Below are 18,897 nucleotides of genomic sequence, written 5' to 3'. Positions count from 1 at the left end.
ATTTGCAATGGCCCCAAAAATTCAGCGGCACCAGCGAAGCTAGGATGGCGGGTATGGCGGAAGGGCTCAGGGAGCGGAAGAAGCGGCAGACCAGGCAGTACATCTCGGATGTGGCGACCGGGCTGTTCCTGGAGCGCGGATTCGAGGCGGTCACCATCGCCGAGATCGCGGAGGCGGCCGATGTCTCCGTGAACACGGTCTACAACTACTTCCCGGCCAAGGAGGACCTCTTCTTCGACCGGGAGGACGAGATGGTGGGCCGGCTGCCGAGCTGGATCACCGCGCGCGCGGTGGGGGAGTCCGCCGCGGTCGCCGTGTTGCGTGAACTGCGCGCCGCCGTCGAGGGGGGCGAGTACGACCCGCTCAACCCGGGCTTCACGCGTTTCATGGCCGTCATCCAGGGGTCGCAGGCACTGACCTCGCGGCTGATGGCGATGCACGAGCGGACCTGCCACGCGATCGGCGCCACCCTGTGCGAGGAGACCGGGGCGGACCCCGAGGACCCCGAGCCGATGCTGGTCGCCAGCCAGCTCGCCTGGGTGAACAGCGTGATCTTCAACAGCGTCCAGCGGCTGACCGCCGCCGGGGGTGACTCGGCCGAGATCACGGGGAAGGTGCTGAAGCGGCTGGAGTTGGTCACCTCGCTCCTCGGGGAGCGCACGCTCAACTATGCGGTGAAGAACACACCGTGACGCGCCTTACTAAGGGCTGCCACAGGGGGTGAACGGGCGTTAAGGTCCGGCACATCAACGTCGATCGAAGGGTGTGTGTCGTGGCCAAGAAGCTCGCGGTCATCGGAGCCGGACTCATGGGGTCCGGTATCGCGCAGGTTTCGGCTCAGGCGGGCTGGGACGTCGTGCTGCGCGATGTGACCGACGAGGCGCTGCGGCGCGGCACGGACGGCATCCGGGCCTCGTACGAGAAGTTCGTCTCCAAGGGCAAGATGGAGGCCGAGGCGGCCGAGCAGGCCCTCGCCCGCATCTCCACCACCACCGACCTCGACGCCGTCGCCGACGCGGATGTGGTGGTCGAGGCCGTCTTCGAGCGGATCGAGGTCAAGCGGGAGATCTTCCGGACCCTCGACGGGCTGGTCAAGGACAGCACCATCCTCGCCTCCAACACCTCCGCGATCCCGATCACCAAGATCGCGGCGGCCACCGAGCGCCCGGAGCGGGTCGTCGGCACCCACTTCTTCTCGCCGGTGCCGATGATGCAGCTGTGCGAGCTGGTGCGCGGCTACAAGACCAGTGACGAAACCCTCGCCGCCGCACGGGAGTTCGCCGAGGGCGTCGGCAAGACCTGTATCGTCGTCAACCGTGATGTCGCGGGCTTCGTCACCACACGGCTGATCTCCGCGCTCGTGGTCGAGGCGGCCAAGCTGTACGAATCCGGGGTCGCCACGGCCGAGGACATCGACATCGCCTGCAAGCTGGGCTTCGGCCATGCGATGGGACCCCTCGCCACGGCCGACCTCACCGGTGTGGACATCCTCCTGCACGCCACCGAGAACATCTACACCGAGTCGCAGGACGAGAAGTTCGCGCCGCCGGAGGTCATGCGCCGCATGGTCGACGCGGGGGACATCGGCCGCAAGAGCGGCGAGGGCTTCTACCGCTACTGAGGGTCCGGGTGCCGCGCCAGGCCCAGGAACTCACCCTCAAGGGTGAATTCGGTATCGGTTCGCTTACAGGCGGCAACTTCGTCGCGTGAGAGGCAGTCAGTTCTGTAGACAGAATGGCTCATTGACGACACGACGCACCGTAGTGGGGAGCGCATATGCACATCAGGGGCGACCACGCCGAGCTGGTCGTCGGGGGCCGACTGGATGTCCGAAGCGCGGCGGACGCCCGGACGGCCCTGCACACCGCCGTCGACTCCGGCGGCGGGGATCTGGTGCTGGACCTCACCGAGCTGGATTCCTGGGATGCCACCGGGCTCGGTGTGATCATGGGCGCCCACCGGCGGGCCGGCCGGGCGGGCCGCAGGCTCGTGCTGCGCGGAGTGCCGCCCCAGATGCAGCGACTGCTGGTGGCCACCCGGCTGCACCGCATCCTGGCGATCGAGGGCGGCCTCGAGGCCGAGTCGCTGCCGCGCGTCTGAACCCGTGGAGGCTCGGGCCCCGGGGCCCGAGCTCCGGGGCGGGCTCCCAGGCGCCCGTGGGTGCCGGGGCGGCGTGCTCTCCCTCCCGGGGAGTGGATACTGTGAGAAGGTCTAGGGCTCGGTACCGCCGGGACCCTTTCCCTTTCCTTCCCTACGGCGGCACCGGACCAGAAGCGACGGCGGGCCGGGGAGCCACACAGCACGCCACGCACTGGGGGGCCATGACATGGAGCCGATGAACCGCGGACCGGAAGAGCACGGCCACGACGACGCCGGTTCCGGCCCCGCCGAGCGCTCGCACCCGGCAGCCGACGGGACGTCCTCCCGGCCCGGTGAAACGTCTCGGCGCGACGGCTCACCGGACGGACCCACCCCGCCGCTGGGCGATCCGCTCCTGCCCCATCTGGACAGCGACCAGCCCGCGCCCGCCCGTACCGCCCGGATCGTCTCCGGCGACCATCTGCTGACCGTCAACCCCGTCGACGGCAGTGAGATAGAGCCCTGTCCGCCCGGTGAGCGGCCCGCCCGGCCCGAGCGGCGCGGCGCCGAGGAGCGCACCGAGCTGCGCCGGGCCGCCGCGGCGCCGCGCCCCTCCGGCACCGTGGCGGCCGAACTGCCCATGCTGGAGCGCGACGAGGAGCGGGAGCGGCTGCGCCGGCTGCTGGCCCGCGGCCGCTCGGTGCGGGTCACCGGCCCCTCCGGCGCCGGGCGCAGCGCCCTGCTGGAGGCCGTCGCCGACGACTGCGAGGGGATCGCCCCGGACGGTGTGGTGTGCCTGTCCGGCTACCGCCGTACCCCCACCGACCTCCTCCACGACCTCTACGCCGCCGTCTACCGCGCCTCGCTGTACCGCCCCGACCGCGCGGAGCTGCTGGCGGCGGTCCGAGAGATCGGCGCCGTCGTCGTCCTCGACGACATCGACTTCGGCGGTGCCGCGCTGGACGAGTTCCTCGACGCGACCCCCGAGTGCGCCTTCCTGATCTCCGCCACCCCCGATATCGCGGCCCCCTCCGCCGACTCGCACCTCGAAGAGGTCTTCCTCTCCGGCCTCAGCCGCACCGCCGGTCTGGAGCTGCTGGAGCGCGCCGTACGCCGTCCCCTGACGGAGGACGAGGCGAGCTGGGCCGCGGACCTGTGGTTCGAGTCCGAGGGGCTGCCGCTGCGCTTCGTCCAGGCGGGTGCGCTGCTGCGGTGGCGTGAGGCGCGGGGCGGCGGACCGCTGCCCAGCCGCGCCGAGGCCGCGGCCCCCGCCGCGCTGCTCGCCGGGGAGCTCGGCGGGGCGGCCCGGGACACCCTGCGGTTCGCGGTCGCACTCGGCGGCGAACTGCCGCACCAGGCCCATCTGCCCGCGCTCACCGAGGACGACCATGCGGACGCGGCCCCCGGCGAGCTGCTCGGCTGTGGTCTGGCCACCAGCGCCGGATCGCAACTCCGGCTGGCCGCCGGAGTGGCCGCCCAGCTCACCGGCGAGGGGTTCGCCGGGGACGCCGTGGAGTCCGCCGGGCGGGCGCAGACCGTCGCCCGGCACTACGCCTGGTGGGCCGCACACCCCTCGGTCGCCCCGGAGCGGGTGGCCGCCGAGGCGGACGCCATCCTCGGCGCCATGACCACCCTGGTCGCCGGGCGGGAGACGGGCCAGGCCGACGCCGCCGTCCTGCTGGCCCGCGCCGCCGCCCCCGCCTTCGCCGCGGCGCTGCACTGGGGCGCCTGGGAGCGGACCGTCCGCCACGGCCAGGAGGCGGCCCGGCTGGCCGGGCAGGTCTCCGACGAGGCGTACTTCCACCACGAGCTGGGCGTCCTGGCGCTGTGCACCGGCAATCTGGACCGGGCCCGCGCGGAGCTGGAGGCGTCCATCGGGCTGCGCGGCGTGCTCGCCGACAAGCGCGGCACGGTCGCGGGACGGCGCGCCCTGGCACTGGTCACCGACCGCACGGCCGGATCGTCGATGGCCGGTGCGTTCGGCACCGCCGGTGGCGGTGGCCGTACGGCGGCGGGCGAGGAGGTCCCGGCCGCCCGTCGTGAGGAGTCGGCGTCCGCGCCGGGCGGGCCGGACCCCGACGCCGAGATCACCGTGGTCACGCCGAAGGTGACGGCGACCAGTCCGCTCACCTCCGTCGGCACGGCCGCGGCCGGCCCGGCGGCCGAGACGAGCGTCTTGGCCGCGGTGGGGCCGACGGGCTGGCAGGGCTCGACGGGCTCTCAGAGCTCGGCGGGGAAGGCGGCGTCCTCGGGCTCGGCGGCGTCCTCGGACTCGGCCGGCCGTCCGCGCGGACTGCGCGGTCTGGCGATGGCGGTGACCGGCGCCCGGCGCAATGTGATCGCCGCGGGTGCCGGTGCGCTCCTGGTGGCCGTCCTCGGCACCGTGGTGACCCTGGGCGCCATGTCCGACGACAACGACCGCCCCGCCGATCGCGTCAAGCCCGAGCGGACCGCCTCCCAGCAGGACGACGACAAGGACCGGACCGCCGACGATCCGAGCAGCGGCACCGACGGGAACCCCCAGCCGGGGCCGACCGGGGTGCCGCAGTCCTCCACCTCGCCCACCGCGCCCAGCAGCCGTAAGCCCAGCGGCTCGGCGTCTCCGGGCACTCCGTCGACCAGCGGTGAGCCCTCGGAGACCAACAGCCCCTCGTCGCCGTCGTCGGACCCCACGACGCAGCGTCCCACCCACCGTCCGACCCGGACGCCGAGCACCACGCCGACCACACCGGACGACCCCACGGAGAAGCCGACCCCGTCGACCACACCGCCGACCACGGCGCCCACGCCCTCGGGTCAGACCTCCACCACGGCCAGCGCTCCGACCACGCCCGCCACGTCCTCGTCCTCGTCGGTCTCGGCCTAGGTCTCGGCCTAAGACCGATCCCGGGCGACGAGGCCGGGCGACGAGGCCGCGCGTCCGCGCCGGGTGGAGCGACCGCATCGCGCCGGGCGCGGACGCGGTCGGATGGCGGGAAGTGGTGGGTGTGGCGGGCGGCAGCGTCGGAACGGCCGTCACCGGCTGCCCCCAGCCGTCAGAAGAGACGGAGCTTGTCGTCCTCGATACCGCGCAGCGCGTCGTAGTCGAGGACCACACAGCCGATACCGCGGTCGGTGGCCAGCACCCGCGCCTGCGGCTTGATCTCCTGGGCGGCGAAAATCCCCTTCACCGGGGCGAGATGGGGATCCCGGTTGAGGAGCTCCAGATAGCGGGTGAGCTGCTCGACACCGTCGATCTCACCACGGCGTTTGATCTCCACGGCGACGGTCGTGCCGTCGGCGTCCCGGCAGAGAATGTCCACGGGGCCAATGGCAGTGGGGTATTCACGCCGAATAAGAGTCCAGCCATCGCCAAGTGTCTCGATACGATCGGCCAGCAGCTCCTGGAGATGGGCCTCGACACCGTCCTTGATCAGGCCCGGATCGACACCGAGTTCATGCGACGAGTCATGGAGGACCTCCTCCATGGTAATGATGAGCTTTTCCCCCGCTTTGTTCACGACCGTCCACACGTTGTCATCGCCCTCTTTGAGGGTGCACGGCGGAGACATCCAGTTGAGGGGTTTGTAGGCCCTGTCGTCCGCGTGAATGGACACACTGCCGTCGGCCTTGACGAGGATCAGACGGGGTGCCGAGGGAAGGTGGGCGGTGAGACGGCCGGCGTAGTCCACGGAGCACCGGGCGATGACGAGACGCATGGTCGGCAACGCTACTCGACGGCGGTGGCTCCACGCGATTCGTCCGGCGATGGACCCGTTCGGGGATGGCTGGTTGTGTGCCCATTCTCCTGGTGCGGGTGGAGTGGCCGAATTACCGTTGAAGCGGGCGGTCGCCGGGCGGGTACGCTCCGTCGCCATCCGCCCATCCCATCCCTGAGACCCCGCCTGCGGGGTCGCGAGAGGAGAACCCATGTCGCTCGACGTCTCACCGGCCCTTCTGGAACAGGCCGAGCGAGGCGAGGTCGACGAAGCGGACTTCGTCGACTGCGTCCGGAACTCCCTACCCTACGCATGGGAGATGATCAGCTCCCTGGTGGCCCAGCTGAAGGTGGACGGCGGGGAGTTCGCCGACAACCAGACGCCGCCGCCGGACGAGCAGGCACGCGGTCAACTGCTGCGCGCACTGGCGAGTGACGCGATACGCGGCGCGCTCCAGCGCCACTTCGGAGTGCGGCTGGCCTTTCAGAACTGTCACCGGGTGGCCGTCTTTCCGATGGACGCGTCGGCGGATGAGCGCCTCGCGCGCTTCACCTCGGTTCGGGGGCAGTTGCTGAACCAGTCGCCCGAACTGCGCGACTGCTGACGCGATGACCGCTGCCGCTCCCTCAGGGGGAGGTGTATCAGCACAGGAGCGGCAGCACTTCACCACCGAGCCTGCGCACATTCTCCTCCGTGGTCGCGAGGTCCCCGGACCCCTCGACCAGCAGCGCGAACCGGCGGATTCCGGTGCGCTCCGCGGTGGCCGCCAGCCGGTCGGCGCACAGCCGTGGCGAGCCGACCGGATGCAGCTCGCACAGCAACTCCGCGTAGGCCACCGGATCACGCATCCGGCGCTGCCGCCCGTCGACCGTGACATGGGCGCCGAGCCCCTGCCGCAGCCAGCCGGGCATCGCCTTGGTCAGGGTCTCCGCTGCCTCGGGGCGCGCATCCGCGATCTGCACCACTCCGGCCGAGACATGCTCCGCCGCCTCGACCTCCTCGGGCGAACGGCCCGCGGCGAGCGCGGAGCTCCGCCACAGCGCGACCGCCTCGGCCTTCTCCTCGTCGCCGCAGTGCATACCGAGGAGCATGGGCAGCCCGCGCTCGGCGGCCAGCCGCACACTGCCGGGCGAGGTGCAAGCCACGACCACCGGCGGGGAGACCGACCCCCGCGCGCCGGGCGGATCCTCGCAACGCGGCACCACCGGCACCTCGCGGAAGGCGAACCGCTCTCCGTCCGCCCCCACCCGGGGCTCGCGCAGCCAGCGCAGCAGCAGATCGAGTGATTCGGGGAAGCCGTGCTCGTACGCCTCGAGGCCCGAGCCGAAGACCTCCAGATCCACCCATGGCCCGCCGCGGCCGACCCCCAGGGTGAACCGGCCGCCGGAGACCAGATGCAGCAGCGCCGCCTGCTCACCCAGTGCGACGGGATGCGCCGTGGGCAGCACGCTCACCGCCGTGCCGACCCCGAGGGTGCGGGTGCGGCCGAGCAGATGGGCGGCGAGGGTGACCGCGGAGGGACAGACTCCGTACGGAACGAAATGGTGCTCGGCGAGCCAGACCGCGTCCAGCCCCGCCACTTCCGCCAGTTCGGCCGACCGCACCGCCCGGTGCAGCGCCTCCTGCTGTCCCTGGCCCGGGAATTGAGCGGCCAGGATGAAAGCCCCCACATGCATCGCCATCTGCCTCCTTGTCGCGGATCGTCCGCGGACGCGGGCACACCCCCTCAAAGGCATTAACGCCTGACACGTGCCAAGGGCACGGCTTGGCAAGAAGTTTTCATGATGATCGGAGGGTGACAGTGGACGACGGCTTTCCGGATGCGTGACCGTAACGCGTAGGCTGGTCACAGCCTGTAGCGTCCAGCGTTGTCGCATAGCCGAGTTGCCGAGTTGCCGAGGTGCCATCGTGTCTCCACGTCGAAACCGCCCGCGAGGCGGCGAGCAGCCCGTCGGCCGCGACGGCGCCGACCGCTTCGGACTGGAGCGCACCGAGAGCTGGCAGGACGAGGAGTGGGTGGTGCGGCAGATCAGCGGCGCCGCCGCCACCAAGCACTACCGCTGCCCCGGCTGCGACCAGGAGATCCCGCCGGGGGTGCCCCATGTGGTCGCCTGGCAGCAGCATTCGGGGGCCGACGACCGCCGCCACTGGCACAAGGCGTGCTGGAACGCACGGGACCGCCGGAGCGCAAAGCTCCAGCGGTCCCGTAACGCACCGAAGTACTGAGCCCGTGACCCGGGCCGCCCGGAAGGGGCCTCAGACGTCGCGCTTCTCCAGCAGCGAATAAGCGGCGATCAGCGCCGCGCCGGTGACTCCGGCGACCAGGCCCAGCTGCGCCATACCGTTGCCCAGGTCGTCGGAGACCTGGAAGAGCGAGGCCAGCGACTGGGGCGAGGAGTACTTCTGCATGGTCTCGCCCACGTCGAAAAGGCTATCGGACATCATCAGGAACGGCGGGAGGATCGACGGGAGCAGCACCACACCGAGCATCGTGGCGATGGCGCCCGCGGAGTGCCGCAGCATGGAGCCGACGGCGAGCGAGAGCAGTCCCAGCAGCGACATGTACAGTGCGGCACCCACCGTCGCGCCCAGCCACTGCTTACCGCTGGGCTCCATGACGTCCGGACCGCTGTGCATCCCGGTACTGGCGAACGCCACCAGCGCCAGTGCGGCGGTCGTGGTGATGAACGAGAGCGTGAAGAAGACCAGCGCCTTGGCGGTCAGCACCCGGGCGCGCTGCGGGCAGGCGGTGAACGTGGTGCGGATCATCCCGGTGCCGTACTCGGAGGAGATCACGAGCACGCCCAGCGTGACCAGACACAGCTGGCCCAGCAGTGTGCCGACGAAGCCGGGGAGGGTCGGGGGAGCGGTGACGTAGTCCTTGTCGCTGGTGCTCGCGGAGACCAGCAGCCCGATTCCGACGACCAGCGCGACCATCACGCTCAGCGTCCAGATCGTCGACCGTACCGACTTGATCTTGGTCCACTCGGAGGCGAGGGCGTCTCCGAAGTGGGTGCGCCGGACCGGGATGGGCGAGGTGTACGCGCCCATGGCGGCGTACGGCTGGGACGGGTTGCCCCCGGCGGGCGGCGGTGTCGGCTGCGGCATCTGCGGCTGGGGCATCTGCCCCTGCGGGGGCATCTGCTGCGGGTGCGCCGACTGCGGGGGCATGGCGGGTGCCGCGTGCTGCTGCGGCACCGGTGGGGCGGAGTGCGGAGCGGGGGGCGCCTGCGGGGGCGTGTGCGGCGGGACGGGCGCCGACTGGGGCTGCTGGTACGGGGTCGTCATCGGGCGTCCTCGCTGTCGCGCTTGGTCATATCAGGAGCGGCGGCCGGGGGCGCGGTGGGCGGCGCCGCGGGCGCCGCGGCCGGTGCGGCGGCGGCCTGCTGTCCGTGGGGCGGGGTGCCCGGCGCCGGGGCGTGGCCCTGCGGTGCCGCGGGCGGCTCGGCGTACCCCGGCAGCACGGTGCCGGGCGGGAAGCCTCCCGGCCCCATGGGCTGGCCCGGCATCCCCGGGGCGTAGCCGTGCGCACCGCCCTGCGGCGGCATTCCGGGGACCGGCTCCATGAGCCCGGCGCGCTGGTCCGCGGTGGAGCGGTAGTCCACCGCGCCCGAGGTCATCCGCATGTACGCCTCTTCCAGCGACGCCTGGTGCGGCGACAGCTCCCAGAGGCGGACGTCCGCCTGGTGCGCCAGATCGCTGATCCGCGGCAGCGGCAGCCCGGTCACCCGCAGCGCGCCGTCCTGCTCCGGCAGCACCTGGCCGCCCGCCTCACCGAGGGCCGAGGTGAGCTTCTCCCGCTGCGCGGGTTCGCCGTCGGGGGTGCGGACGCGGGCGAAGTCCGCCGAGTTGTAGGAGATGAAGTCCCGGACGTTCATATCGGCGAGCAGCTGGCCGCGCCCGATGACGATCAGGTGGTCGGCGGTGAGCGCCATCTCGCTCATGAGGTGGCTGGAGACGAAGACGGTGCGGCCCTCGGAGGCCAGCTGCTTCATCAGGTTGCGGACCCACAGGATGCCCTCGGGGTCCAGCCCGTTGACCGGCTCGTCGAAGAGCAGCACCTGCGGGTCGCCGAGCAGCGCGGCGGCGATGCCCAGGCGCTGGCCCATACCGAGCGAGAAGCCCTTGGACCGCTTGCGGGCCACGCTCTGGAGGCCGACCACGCCCAGCACCTCGTCCACCCGGCGGGCCGGGATACCGGACAGCTGGGCCAGGCACATCAGGTGCTGCCGCGCGCTGCGGCCGCCGTGCACCGCCTTGGCGTCGAGCAGGGCACCCACCTGGCGTGGCGCGTTGGGGAGGCGGCGGAACGGGTAGCCACCCACGGTGACCTGCCCGGAGGTGGGCTCGTCGAGCCCCAGGATCATGCGCATCGTTGTCGACTTGCCGGATCCGTTGGGTCCCAGGAAGCCGGTGACGGCACCGGGCCTCACCTGGAACGACAGGTTGTACACGGCCGTCTTGGCGCCGTAGCGCTTCGTCAGGCCGACTGCCTCGATCATTCTCCGCCCCTCGTGCAAATGGGTCCGGGGCGCGAGCCCCCGTGAGGGTTAGGAGCTTAGCGGCGTGTTGACGGTTCCCCTCACGGGAGGAATGAGAGCGCATCGTAATCACGGGCCCCGGGCGGCCCGTGATCCCCGGCCCCGGCGGCCCCGGCGTCCTCGGCGTAGCGCCCGAACGCGTCCTGCGGCAGTGCCCAGCCCTCGTCCCGGAAGGCGCGGGTGCCCGCCTCCCGCAGCGCGGGATCGGCGCCCGCACGCCCGACCCAGGAGCCCGGATCGGGGCCGAGCAGGGCGCGCAGCCGGGCGGAGGCGGCCAGCAGCCGGGTCAGCAGCGCGCTCTGGTCGCCGCCTCCGGGCAGCGGCGCCGTCGCGGCCGGGTTCCGCAGCACCCCGCGCACCCCGGCGTACAGATACGCGCCGCCCAGCCGCTCGCCGGACGGCAGCACCATCGGGAAGTCGGTGCCGGGCAGCAGCACCCGCCGGTAGTTGGGGTACTCGGTGGCGTCCACGGCCGCGAGCTGTCCGGTGTCGAGCCAGCTGACGACCAGCGGTGTGCACGCCTGTGGAGCGATGTACGGCGCGGAGGCGACATAGCCGTAGCGCCCGATGTGCGCCGAGCAGCCGACCGCGATTCCGGTGATGTCCACGGGGACCATCGGCACCGCGTACGGGGCGTCCGGCCGGGACAGCTTGTAGTGCAGCTGGGCGGGGGAGGCGTTGGAGCCGACGGCGATGACCGGGGTGCGCTCCCCGGCCGTCGGCACCCCGAGCCGGGCCAGTTCGGCGTCGAGCGGGACGCGCCGCCCGTCCGGGCCGGCCACCGGCCAGCTGCCCAGCCGTCCCGCCGCGGGCTCCAGGGGCCACAGCTCACCGCCGGTGAGCAGGGTGGAGGAGGTGACGGGGCGGCCGGGGTAGCTGAGCGGCTGCCGGGCGGGCACATCGGCGAAGCCCAGGGCGGCGAGGCTGCGGTCGGTCACACCGCGAGCCTAGGTCCTGTCCTGTTGATCTTCGTGGGTCAGGCCGCGGCGTCTGGTGAGGGGGCACCTCCCAGCGGTAGCTGGGGGAGGATCGCAGGAGGGTCGTCCGCGTACTGGGCGTACTCGGAAGATCCCGACAACGCGGCGAGGCGCGGTGCCAGGCGTCGCGGGCCCACGAAGATCGGCCGCGGCCGCCGCTCGGCCAGGCGCTGTCGGGCCTCAGCGGGCTCCTGGCGGTCCGGTGCGGTTCGGATGCGCCCCGAAGGGGCGCGGGGCACTCAGGCGTCGCGGCGCTTGAGCAGCAGATATCCCGTCACCAGGGCGGCGGCCACCCACAGGCACATGATGGTGAGGCCGCCCCACGGGCCGTACGGGGCGCCGTCGCGGTCCGGGATCACCCGCATGATGTGCTGGCCCGCCTGGTCCGGAAGATATTCGCCGAACTTCCGGGTCACTTCCACATTGGCCAGGATGTTCGAGATCAGGAAGAAGAACGGCATCAGCACGCCCAGGGACAGCAGCGGGCTGCGCAGCATCGTGGCGACGGCCATCGAGAACACGGTGATGAGCGTCATGTAGAGCCCGCCGCCGAGGACCGCGCGCAGCACCCCCGGGTCGTCCAGCGACGTCCCGTACCGGCCCAGCAGGCTCTGGCCGGTGGCGAAGGCGGCGAAGCTGGTCAGCATGGAGACCGCCAGGGCGAGCAGTGCCGCCACGGTGACCTTGGCGAAGAACAGGACGCCGCGGCGCGGGACGGCCGCGAGCGAGGTGCGGATCATTCCGGTGGCGTACTCGCCGGAGACCACCAGCACCCCGAAGACGATCATCGCGAGCTGACCGAGCCCGGTTCCGGCGAAGCTCACGAAGGTCGGGTCGAAGACCTGTTTGTCGTGGCGGGACAGGCTGCCGAAGTCATGCCGGACCAGCGCGCTGATCAGCGCCCCGAGCGCGACCGTGACCAGTGCGGCCACGCCCAGCGTCCACCCCGTCGAGCGCACCGAGCGGATCTTGGTCCATTCCGAGCGCAGCACCTGGGTCACCACCGCCATCGTCAGGACTCCTTCCGTGACCGCCAGTCGGTGCCCCAGGCGGCGGGGGCGGGCTCATCGGCGCCCGCGGGATGCGCGTGGTACTCCACCGACCCGGCGGTGAGCCGCATGAACGCCTCCTCCAGGGACGCCTGCTGCCGACTCAGCTCGTGCAGCACCAGCCGGTGGTCGGCCATCAGCTGGCCCAGACGCACCGGATCGCCGTCGTCCACTTCGAACGAGCCGTCGGAGCCGGGTACCGCCGTGATACCGCCCGCGGCCAGAACATCGCCCAGCCGCTGGAATTCGGGCGACCGCAACCGAACATAGGAACGTGAATGCTGGGTGATGAAATCGGACATCGAGGTATCGGCGAGAAGTCGTCCCTGACCGATGACGACCAAATGGTCGGCCGTGAGTGCCATTTCGCTCATCAGGTGACTTGATACGAACACAGTCCGGCCCTGGCTCGCCAGATCCCGCATGAGATTCCGGATCCAGTGGATGCCCTCCGGATCCAGTCCGTTGACCGGTTCGTCGAACATCAAGATCGATGGATCGCCCAGCATCGCGGCCGCGATCCCCAGCCGTTGACTCATTCCCAGGGAAAAACCCTTGGAGCGTTTACGGGCGACCGAACCGAGTCCGACCAGGTCAAGCACCTCATGGATCCGGGAGCGCGGTACGCCATTGCTCTGCGCGAGGCACAGCAGGTGATGGAAGGCGCTACGGCCGCCGTGTACGGCCTTGGCGTCGAGGAGGGCGCCGACATGGCGCAGCGGGTCCGTCAGCCGCGCATAGGGCTGTCCGGTGATCCGGACCCGGCCGGACGTCGGGTGGTCAAGGCCCAGCACCATCCGCATGGTGGTGGACTTGCCCGCGCCGTTCGGACCGAGGAAGCCGGTGACCACACCGGGCCGGACGGTGAAGGAGAGACCGTCCACGGCGAGTGTGTCGCCGTAGGTCTTGCTCAGCCCCTCGATCTCGATCATGCGGCCACGCTAAGTGCGGCCCGTCACCCCCGCCACCGGGCCGCCGCCCGGCGGAGTACGTTCCCCCTTTTTTGGCTCGGTTCTCCCCCAGCTACCGCTGGGAGGTACCCCCGCCGGGGGCTGAAGCCCCTGCCGAGGGTCGACCGTGCTCGACCCCTCGCGCGGCGGAGCCGCATATCGACGACAGCCCTCGGGGCCTCCGCGCGCTCTCCCTTTCGACAGGGTCGCGCCCCTTCGGCTCACTCGCCGGTGGTGCTCATGCGCGTGCCCCGCGCCGCACAGGTGCGGCACGGGGCACGGAACGCTCCGGGTGACCGGACGTCACCGGGTCTGCTGGGCCGGGACGCCACGGCTGACCGTCTCGTCCTCCGGGTTGCCCGCCGCGGCCACCGCCGCGCCGGTCAGCGTGGCCAGCATCTCGCGGACGTTGGTCAGCTGGGCGTTGATGCTGTCGCGGCGGTTGGTGAGGGCCGCCAGCTCGCGCTCGGACTCGCTGCGGATCCGGTCCGCCTTGGCGTTGGCGTCGGCCACGATGTCCTCGGCCTGGCGCTGGGCGGTCTCCACCGTCTGGCGGGCCCGGCGCTCCGCGTCGGTACGCAGCTTCTCGGCCTCCAGGCGCAGCTGCTCGGCGCGGTGCTCGATCTCCGCGAGCCGCTTCTCGGCCTTGGCCTGACGGGAGGCCAGGTCGCGCTCGGACTGCTCGCGGCGCTTGGCCAGATTCGTCTCGAAGTCGGCGGCGGCCTGCGCGGCCTTCGCGCGGGTCTCCTCGAAGAGGGAGTCCGCCTCCTCGCGCTTGGACTGGGCGTCCTTCTGCGCCTCCTGGCGCAGGGTGGCCGCCTCGCCCTTCGCCTTCTCGACGATACGCGCGCCCTCGTCCTCGGCCTTCGCCTTGCGGTCGGCGGCGAACGTCTCGGCGTCGTTGCGCACCTGCTGGGCCGCCGACTCGGCGAGCTCACGGTGCTGTTCGGCGGCCCGGCGAGCCTCCTCGCGCAGGTCCTTGGCCTCCTCCTCGGCGAGACGGAGGATCTTCTCGACCCGGGCGCCGAGCCCCGCGTAGGACGGCTCCGCGTCGTTGATCTGGGCCTGAGCGTTCTGCGTCTCGAGGTGCAGCTCCTCGATGCGCTTTTCCAGGGAGGTGATACGGGCCAGTGCACTGTCACGGTCGGCGACGAGCTTGGTAATGCGGTCGTCCACCTGACCGCGGTCGTATCCACGCCGCACGAGCTCGAAGCCGAAGGGGGAGGAAGTGTCGCTCATGGGGTTCCTGTCGAAAGAGACCGGTGAGGTGATAGAGGGAATCCTAGGGGGCCGAGCGGCGTGTCATCGAGTCAACGTCTGTTTGATCTGGAGAATGTCCAGCCTTTTGAGTGGCAGTAAGGCCCAACGCTTGTCACTCGTCGGGATGATTCGGACACGAAACGGCGTGTGCCGCTAGCCGTCGGAACGCTTTCCGCCCGGTCTGGTCGCACCCGCACCTGCCGCCGTCTTGACTCCGCCGTTCTCCTTGGCTCCCGCGCCGCCCGACGCGGGGGCCTCGAAGGACTCCAACGCCTCCAGCACGTCCTGGACACGGGAGATCTCCGCGTTGATGTCCTCGCGGCGCCGCTTGAGCAATTCCAGCTCGCGCTTGCCCTCGTCCACCATCTCCTTCGCCTCGGCCGTGGCCTCGCTCCGGACGCGCTCCGCGTCCCGCGCGGCGGCGGCCTTCTTCTGCTCGGCCTCCTTCAGCAGACCCTCGGCCTTCTTCACCGCCGCGATCCGCACCCGGCTGGCCTCGCTGTTGGCCTCCGACACCAGCGACTTGGCCTTCTCCTCGGCCTTCATCAGCTGCGCGGTGGCCGCCGCGACCAGCTTGTCCACCCGCTCGCCGGTGGCCTTCATCTGCTCGGCGGACTCCCGGCGGGCCCGCTCGTGCAGCTCCTCCACCTCGGACTCGGTCCGCGTCCGCAGCTCCTCGGCGCGCTCCCGGATCGCGGTCGCGTCGCCCCGGGCCTCGCTCAGCATGACGTCCGCGTCCGTACGGGCCTTCTCCACCAGCCCGTTGGCCTTTCCGGTGGCCTCGGCGACCAGCCGGTCGGCCTCCGTGCGGGCCACGCCCACCATGGTGTCCGCCTGCTCCTCGGCCGCCGTCGCCGCCCGCAGCGCGGCCTCCTGCGCCTCCGCGATGAGCCGCTCGGCCTCCGTGGTGGCCTCCGTGACCAGCCGGTCCGCCTGCTCCGCCGCGTCCGAGCGGCGCTTGTTGGCGTCCTCGCGCGCCCGGTCGACCACCCGGTCCGCCTCGGCCTGCGCCTCGATACGGATCCGCTCGGCCTCCGCCGCCGCGTCGGCCGCGATCCGCTCCGCCTCCGCCCGGGTGCGCTCGGCGTGCTGCTGGGCCGAGCCGACGGTCTCCGCCGCCTCGTTGCGCAGCCGTTCGGCCTCCGCGGTGGCCTCCGTGACCAGCCGCTCCGCCTCGCTCCCGGCCTCGCCGACCAACCGGTCGGCCTGTGCGGCGGCCTCCGAGCGGATGTTGTTGGCGTCCCCGCGGGCCTGGGCCCGGGTACGCGCCGCGTCCTGCTCCGCCGTGGCCCGTGCGTCCGACGCCTCGGTACGCATCGCCTGCGACCGCGCGGTGGCCTCGGCCACCAGCCGCTGTGCCTCTTCGCCGGCGCCGTTCACCAGGGTGTCGGCCTGTTCCGCCGCCTCCGCGCGGGCCTTGTTGGCCGCGCGGCGCGCCTCGTCGAGCGTCTCGTCGGCCTCGGTGCGCAGCCGCTCGGACTCCTGGGTGGCCTCGGCGAGCAGCCGGTCGGCCTGCTCGGCCGCCTCCGTGCGGCGCCGCCCCGCGTCCTCGCGGGCCTCGGTGGTCAGCCGCTCCGACTCGGCGATGGCCTCCGAAACCGTACGCTCCGCCAGCGACTTGGCGGCCTCGGCCTCCTCCTGTGCCTCGTGCCGCAGCCGGGTGGCGTCCTGCGAGGCGCGCTCCCGCTCCGCGTAGGCGTCCGCGCGGACCCGGTCGGCCTCCTCCTGCGCCTCGGTGCGGGTGCGCTCCGCCGCGTGCTCGGCGGCCGTACGCAGCCCGGTGATCTCGGCCTCGGCCTGCTCGTGCAGCCCGGCGACCGAATCCCGTACCTGCTGCGCGGTCTGCTCGGCCGCGGCCACCATGTCCGACGAGCGCTGCTCGGCCTCCTCGACCAGCCGCTGCGCCTCGGTCTGCGCCTCGGAGACCCGGTTGCGGGCCGCGGTCAGCAGCTCCTCGCTCTGCTCATGCGCCCGGGTCCGCTCACGCTGGGCCTCGTCACGGGCGTCGGTCAGCAGCTCCTCGGCCTCACGGCGGCGGCGGGCCGCCTCCTCCTGGGCCGCGGCCAGCGCCTCCGCCGCCTCGGCGCCGATCCGCTCGGCCGCGCTCGTGGCCTCCGCCCGCACCCGGTCGGCCGTCTCCTGTGCCTCGGCGCGCAGCCGCTCCGCCTCCGCGGCGGCCTCGCCGCGCAGCCGCACGGCCACCGACTCGGCCTCGGCGCGCGCGTTCGACGCGTCCGCCGCGGCCTCCTCGCGCAGCCGCTCGGCCTCGTCCTCGGCCTGCTGGCGCAGCGCGTTCAGCCGCTCCGCGGATTCCCCGCGCTGCCGCTCGATCTCCTCGGCCGTCTCCCGGCGCAGCCGCTCCGCCTCGGTACGCGCCTCGCTCAGCGCCTCGTCGGCGGAGCCGAGCCGCTGCTCGGCCTCCTGGTGCAGCCGGGTCAGCTCGGCCTCGGCGGTGGTACGGCGGTCCTCCGCCGCCTGCTCGGCCTCCTCGCGCAGCTCCTCGGCCGCGCGGGTGGCCTCCGACCGGACTTCCTCGGCCCGCTCCTCGGCCGAGGTCACCAGCTCCTCGGCCTCGCCGCGGGCCCGCTTCAGCAGCTCGTCGGCCTGGCGGCGCAGCGCGTTCGCCCGCTCGATGGCCTCGGTGCGGACCCGCTCGCTCTCGCTGGTCGCGCCCGAACGCGTCTCCTCCGCGTCCTCCTTGGCCTTGGTCAGCAGCTCCTCGGCGGTGCTGGCCGACTCCTCGATCTGCTGGACCGCCTCCCGGCGTGCCTCGGCGCGGATGCGCTCGCCCTCGGCCACCGCCTCGGACCGCAGCTGCTCGGCCTCACCGCGCAGCCGCCGTGCCTCCTCCTGGAGCTCGACGGTCTTGGCGCGGTACTCCTTGGTGTCGTCCTTCGCCGTGCCCTTGAGCTCCTCGGCGGTGTCATGCGCCTCCGAGCGCAGCCGGTCCGCCTCGGACTCGGCCTCGCGCCGGATCCGCTCCGCGTCCTCGGTCGCCGCCTTGGTGGTGGCCTGCGCCTGCTCCGAGGCGCGGGTCAGCACCTCCTCGGCGCTCCGCGCCGCCTTGGCCAGCTGCGCGGCCGAGTCCTCGGCGGCTCGGGCACGGGCGTCGTCCCCGGCCTCCGCGACCATCCGCTCGGCCTCGGCGCGGGCGTCCTCCAGCTGCTGCTCGGCCTCCGCCCGCAGCGCCTCGGCCTCCTTGGTGGCCTCGCCGACCAGCCGGGCGACCTCCGCCCTGGCCGTACGGGTGCGCTGCTCGTTGTCCGCCTCGGCGGCCGAAAGCCGCTTGGCCGCCGTGTCCTTGGCCTCGTTGAGGACCCGCTCGGCCTCGGCGCGCGCCTCGCGCAGCGCCGTCTCCGCCTCCTGCGCCCGCTGCTCGGCGGCGCGGGTCTGCTCGGCGGCCTGGCGGCGGGCCTCCTCCGTCTCGGTGGAGGCCCCGGCCCGCAGCTGCTCGGCGTGGTCGGTGGCCTCCTGGGCCTGTGCTCCGGCCGCGTTGAGCAGCCGCTCGGCGTCCGCGCGGGCCCGGCGCAGAATCGCCTCGGCCTCGGAACGGGCGGTCTCCGCCTCCGAACCGAGCCGCTGACGGGCCTGCTCGATCAGCCGCTGGGCCTCGGCGCGGGCGGCGGCCAGCGACTGGTCGGACTCGGCCCGGGACTCGTCCAGCAGCCGGCGGGCCTGGTCCTCGCTCCGGGCGCGCAGCTGCTCGGCCCAGGCGACGTTCTCGTTGACATGCGACTCGACGGTGGCGCGGCGCTCGGCGAGCTCCTGGTCCAGCCGCTGGCGGCGGGCCACCGCCTCGGCGTGCAGCTCGGCTTCGAGCCGGGCCTGCCGCTCGGCCTGCTCCTGGAGCAGCCGCTGCGTCTGGGCGCGGGTCTCGCGCAGCTCGCGCTCGGCGTCCGCGCGCAGCTGGTCGGCCTGGACCTGCGCATTGCGCAGCAACTGTTCTGCCTGGTAGCCGAGGTTGGCGCTGTCGTAGGCAGGACGGGTCGCCAGAGTGCGGCGCGCCTCGTGCAGCTTGGCGCGCAGCACCTCGACTTGGTAGCCGAGGTCGTCGGCGTGCTGGACGGCCTTCTCCCGCTCGGTCTTCAGCCGCTCCATCTCGGCCTCGAACTTCGAGAGCTGATCGTCAGGCTCGTAGCGGTCGTAGCCCCGCACTGCGCGGTCCCATCCGTCCCCTGGTCGCATTGGCGGCCGACTCCGCACCTCGCGGTCCCTCGCGGTTCCTTGTGGTCCCGGCCCGGCGACATGCTGTGCCGGACGGTGCGGAGCTGGCCCTTCCGAAGAAATGGTGTCAGATCATCGGCAAAGCCCGGGCCGGACCCCAAACCCTTCCGACTCCCGTG

15 protein-coding genes are annotated in these 18,897 nt (G+C 72.5%); 6 read left to right on the top strand and 9 right to left on the bottom strand.

The annotated features are described in order from the left end of the window. Nucleotides 1-53 precede the first annotated feature (53 nt). The 4 genes from AC4BEG_RS10335 (at nt 54) to AC4BEG_RS10320 (ending at nt 4,945) form a co-directional block, all read left to right on the top strand. The gene (locus AC4BEG_RS10335; RefSeq protein ID WP_490705591.1) at nt 54-692 is read left to right on the top strand and encodes a TetR/AcrR family transcriptional regulator; all 639 of its coding nucleotides are present in this window, start codon (nt 54-56) and stop codon (nt 690-692) included. A gap of 80 nt (nt 693-772) precedes the next feature. Then, nucleotides 773-1,621: a 3-hydroxyacyl-CoA dehydrogenase family protein gene (locus AC4BEG_RS10330; protein WP_490705590.1), complete on the top strand. Its 849-nt coding sequence runs from the start codon at nt 773-775 to the stop codon at nt 1,619-1,621. A gap of 155 nt (nt 1,622-1,776) precedes the next feature. Further along, the gene (locus AC4BEG_RS10325; protein ID WP_055547659.1) at nt 1,777-2,100 is read left to right on the top strand and encodes an STAS domain-containing protein; all 324 of its coding nucleotides are present in this window, start codon (nt 1,777-1,779) and stop codon (nt 2,098-2,100) included. 226 nt (nt 2,101-2,326) lie between these two features. After that, nucleotides 2,327-4,945 carry an ATP-binding protein gene (locus tag AC4BEG_RS10320; RefSeq protein WP_490705589.1) on the top strand — a complete coding sequence of 873 codons (2,619 nt, stop codon included), beginning with the start codon at nt 2,327-2,329 and terminating at the stop codon, nt 4,943-4,945. Between the two features lie 169 nt (nt 4,946-5,114). Here the strand turns inward: AC4BEG_RS10320 and nucS are convergent, their stop codons facing one another. Next, nucleotides 5,115-5,777 (bottom strand): endonuclease NucS, encoded by a 663-nt coding sequence (nucS, locus tag AC4BEG_RS10315; protein WP_490705588.1) that lies wholly within the window; start codon nt 5,775-5,777, stop codon nt 5,115-5,117. Nucleotides 5,778-5,988: 211 nt separating this feature from the next. Here nucS and AC4BEG_RS10310 point away from each other — a divergent pair, with 211 nt between their 5' ends. Continuing rightward, the gene (locus AC4BEG_RS10310) at nt 5,989-6,381 is read left to right on the top strand and encodes an SCO5389 family protein (protein WP_201882476.1); all 393 of its coding nucleotides are present in this window, start codon (nt 5,989-5,991) and stop codon (nt 6,379-6,381) included. Nucleotides 6,382-6,418: 37 nt separating this feature from the next. Here the strand turns inward: AC4BEG_RS10310 and AC4BEG_RS10305 are convergent, their stop codons facing one another. After that, nucleotides 6,419-7,453 carry an LLM class flavin-dependent oxidoreductase gene (locus tag AC4BEG_RS10305; RefSeq protein WP_201882565.1) on the bottom strand — a complete coding sequence of 345 codons (1,035 nt, stop codon included), beginning with the start codon at nt 7,451-7,453 and terminating at the stop codon, nt 6,419-6,421. 232 nt (nt 7,454-7,685) lie between these two features. Here AC4BEG_RS10305 and AC4BEG_RS10300 point away from each other — a divergent pair, with 232 nt between their 5' ends. After that, a complete protein-coding gene (locus AC4BEG_RS10300) occupies nt 7,686-8,003 on the top strand; it encodes an Rv1322 family protein (RefSeq protein WP_490705587.1) in 318 nt (105 codons plus the stop codon). Between the two features lie 30 nt (nt 8,004-8,033). Here AC4BEG_RS10300 and AC4BEG_RS10295 read toward each other — a convergent pair whose 3' ends face one another. From AC4BEG_RS10295 to scy, 7 genes are all read right to left on the bottom strand, one after another. Beyond that, nucleotides 8,034-9,065 (bottom strand): ABC transporter permease, encoded by a 1,032-nt coding sequence (locus AC4BEG_RS10295; RefSeq protein WP_490705586.1) that lies wholly within the window; start codon nt 9,063-9,065, stop codon nt 8,034-8,036. Beyond that, on the bottom strand, nt 9,062-10,279 hold the full coding sequence (locus tag AC4BEG_RS10290; RefSeq protein ID WP_490705585.1) for an ABC transporter ATP-binding protein: 1,218 nt from the start codon (nt 10,277-10,279) through the stop codon (nt 9,062-9,064). The genes AC4BEG_RS10295 and AC4BEG_RS10290 overlap by 4 nt, the downstream gene beginning before the upstream one ends. An 80-nt stretch (nt 10,280-10,359) precedes the next feature. Further along, nucleotides 10,360-11,256, bottom strand: coding sequence for a hypothetical protein (locus AC4BEG_RS10285; protein ID WP_490705584.1), 897 nt, complete (start codon nt 11,254-11,256; stop codon nt 10,360-10,362). A 278-nt stretch (nt 11,257-11,534) separates the two neighbouring features. After that, on the bottom strand, nt 11,535-12,305 hold the full coding sequence (locus tag AC4BEG_RS10280; RefSeq protein WP_490705583.1) for an ABC transporter permease: 771 nt from the start codon (nt 12,303-12,305) through the stop codon (nt 11,535-11,537). Nucleotides 12,306-12,307: 2 nt separating this feature from the next. Further along, nucleotides 12,308-13,276 (bottom strand): ABC transporter ATP-binding protein, encoded by a 969-nt coding sequence (locus AC4BEG_RS10275; RefSeq protein ID WP_490705582.1) that lies wholly within the window; start codon nt 13,274-13,276, stop codon nt 12,308-12,310. 321 nt (nt 13,277-13,597) lie between these two features. After that, nucleotides 13,598-14,533: a cellulose-binding protein gene (locus AC4BEG_RS10270; protein WP_490705581.1), complete on the bottom strand. Its 936-nt coding sequence runs from the start codon at nt 14,531-14,533 to the stop codon at nt 13,598-13,600. Between the two features lie 174 nt (nt 14,534-14,707). Next, on the bottom strand, nt 14,708-18,739 hold the full coding sequence (gene scy / locus AC4BEG_RS10265) for a polarized growth protein Scy (RefSeq protein WP_490705580.1): 4,032 nt from the start codon (nt 18,737-18,739) through the stop codon (nt 14,708-14,710). Nucleotides 18,740-18,897: the final 158 nt, after the last annotated feature.

The sequence above is a fragment of the Streptomyces sp. JLBJ103 genome (assembly GCF_058215575.1).
This window is presented reverse-complemented; position numbering and strand designations above follow the sequence as displayed.

What these genes read in the sequence shown, in the direction of transcription:
- AC4BEG_RS10335 (WP_490705591.1), top strand. Translation starts at nt 54, where the DNA reads ATGGCGGAAGGGCTCAGGGAGCGGAAGAAGCGGCAGACCAGGCAGTAC.
- AC4BEG_RS10325 (WP_055547659.1), top strand. Translation starts at nt 1,777, where the DNA reads ATGCACATCAGGGGCGACCACGCCGAGCTGGTCGTCGGGGGCCGACTG.
- AC4BEG_RS10320 (WP_490705589.1), top strand. Translation starts at nt 2,327, where the DNA reads ATGGAGCCGATGAACCGCGGACCGGAAGAGCACGGCCACGACGACGCC.
- nucS (WP_490705588.1), bottom strand. Translation starts at nt 5,777, where the DNA reads ATGCGTCTCGTCATCGCCCGGTGCTCCGTGGACTACGCCGGCCGTCTC.
- AC4BEG_RS10310 (WP_201882476.1), top strand. Translation starts at nt 5,989, where the DNA reads ATGTCGCTCGACGTCTCACCGGCCCTTCTGGAACAGGCCGAGCGAGGC.
- AC4BEG_RS10305 (WP_201882565.1), bottom strand. Translation starts at nt 7,453, where the DNA reads ATGCATGTGGGGGCTTTCATCCTGGCCGCTCAATTCCCGGGCCAGGGA.
- AC4BEG_RS10295 (WP_490705586.1), bottom strand. Translation starts at nt 9,065, where the DNA reads ATGACGACCCCGTACCAGCAGCCCCAGTCGGCGCCCGTCCCGCCGCAC.
- AC4BEG_RS10290 (WP_490705585.1), bottom strand. Translation starts at nt 10,279, where the DNA reads ATGATCGAGGCAGTCGGCCTGACGAAGCGCTACGGCGCCAAGACGGCC.
- AC4BEG_RS10280 (WP_490705583.1), bottom strand. Translation starts at nt 12,305, where the DNA reads ATGGCGGTGGTGACCCAGGTGCTGCGCTCGGAATGGACCAAGATCCGC.
- AC4BEG_RS10275 (WP_490705582.1), bottom strand. Translation starts at nt 13,276, where the DNA reads ATGATCGAGATCGAGGGGCTGAGCAAGACCTACGGCGACACACTCGCC.
- AC4BEG_RS10270 (WP_490705581.1), bottom strand. Translation starts at nt 14,533, where the DNA reads ATGAGCGACACTTCCTCCCCCTTCGGCTTCGAGCTCGTGCGGCGTGGA.
- scy (WP_490705580.1), bottom strand. Translation starts at nt 18,739, where the DNA reads ATGCGACCAGGGGACGGATGGGACCGCGCAGTGCGGGGCTACGACCGC.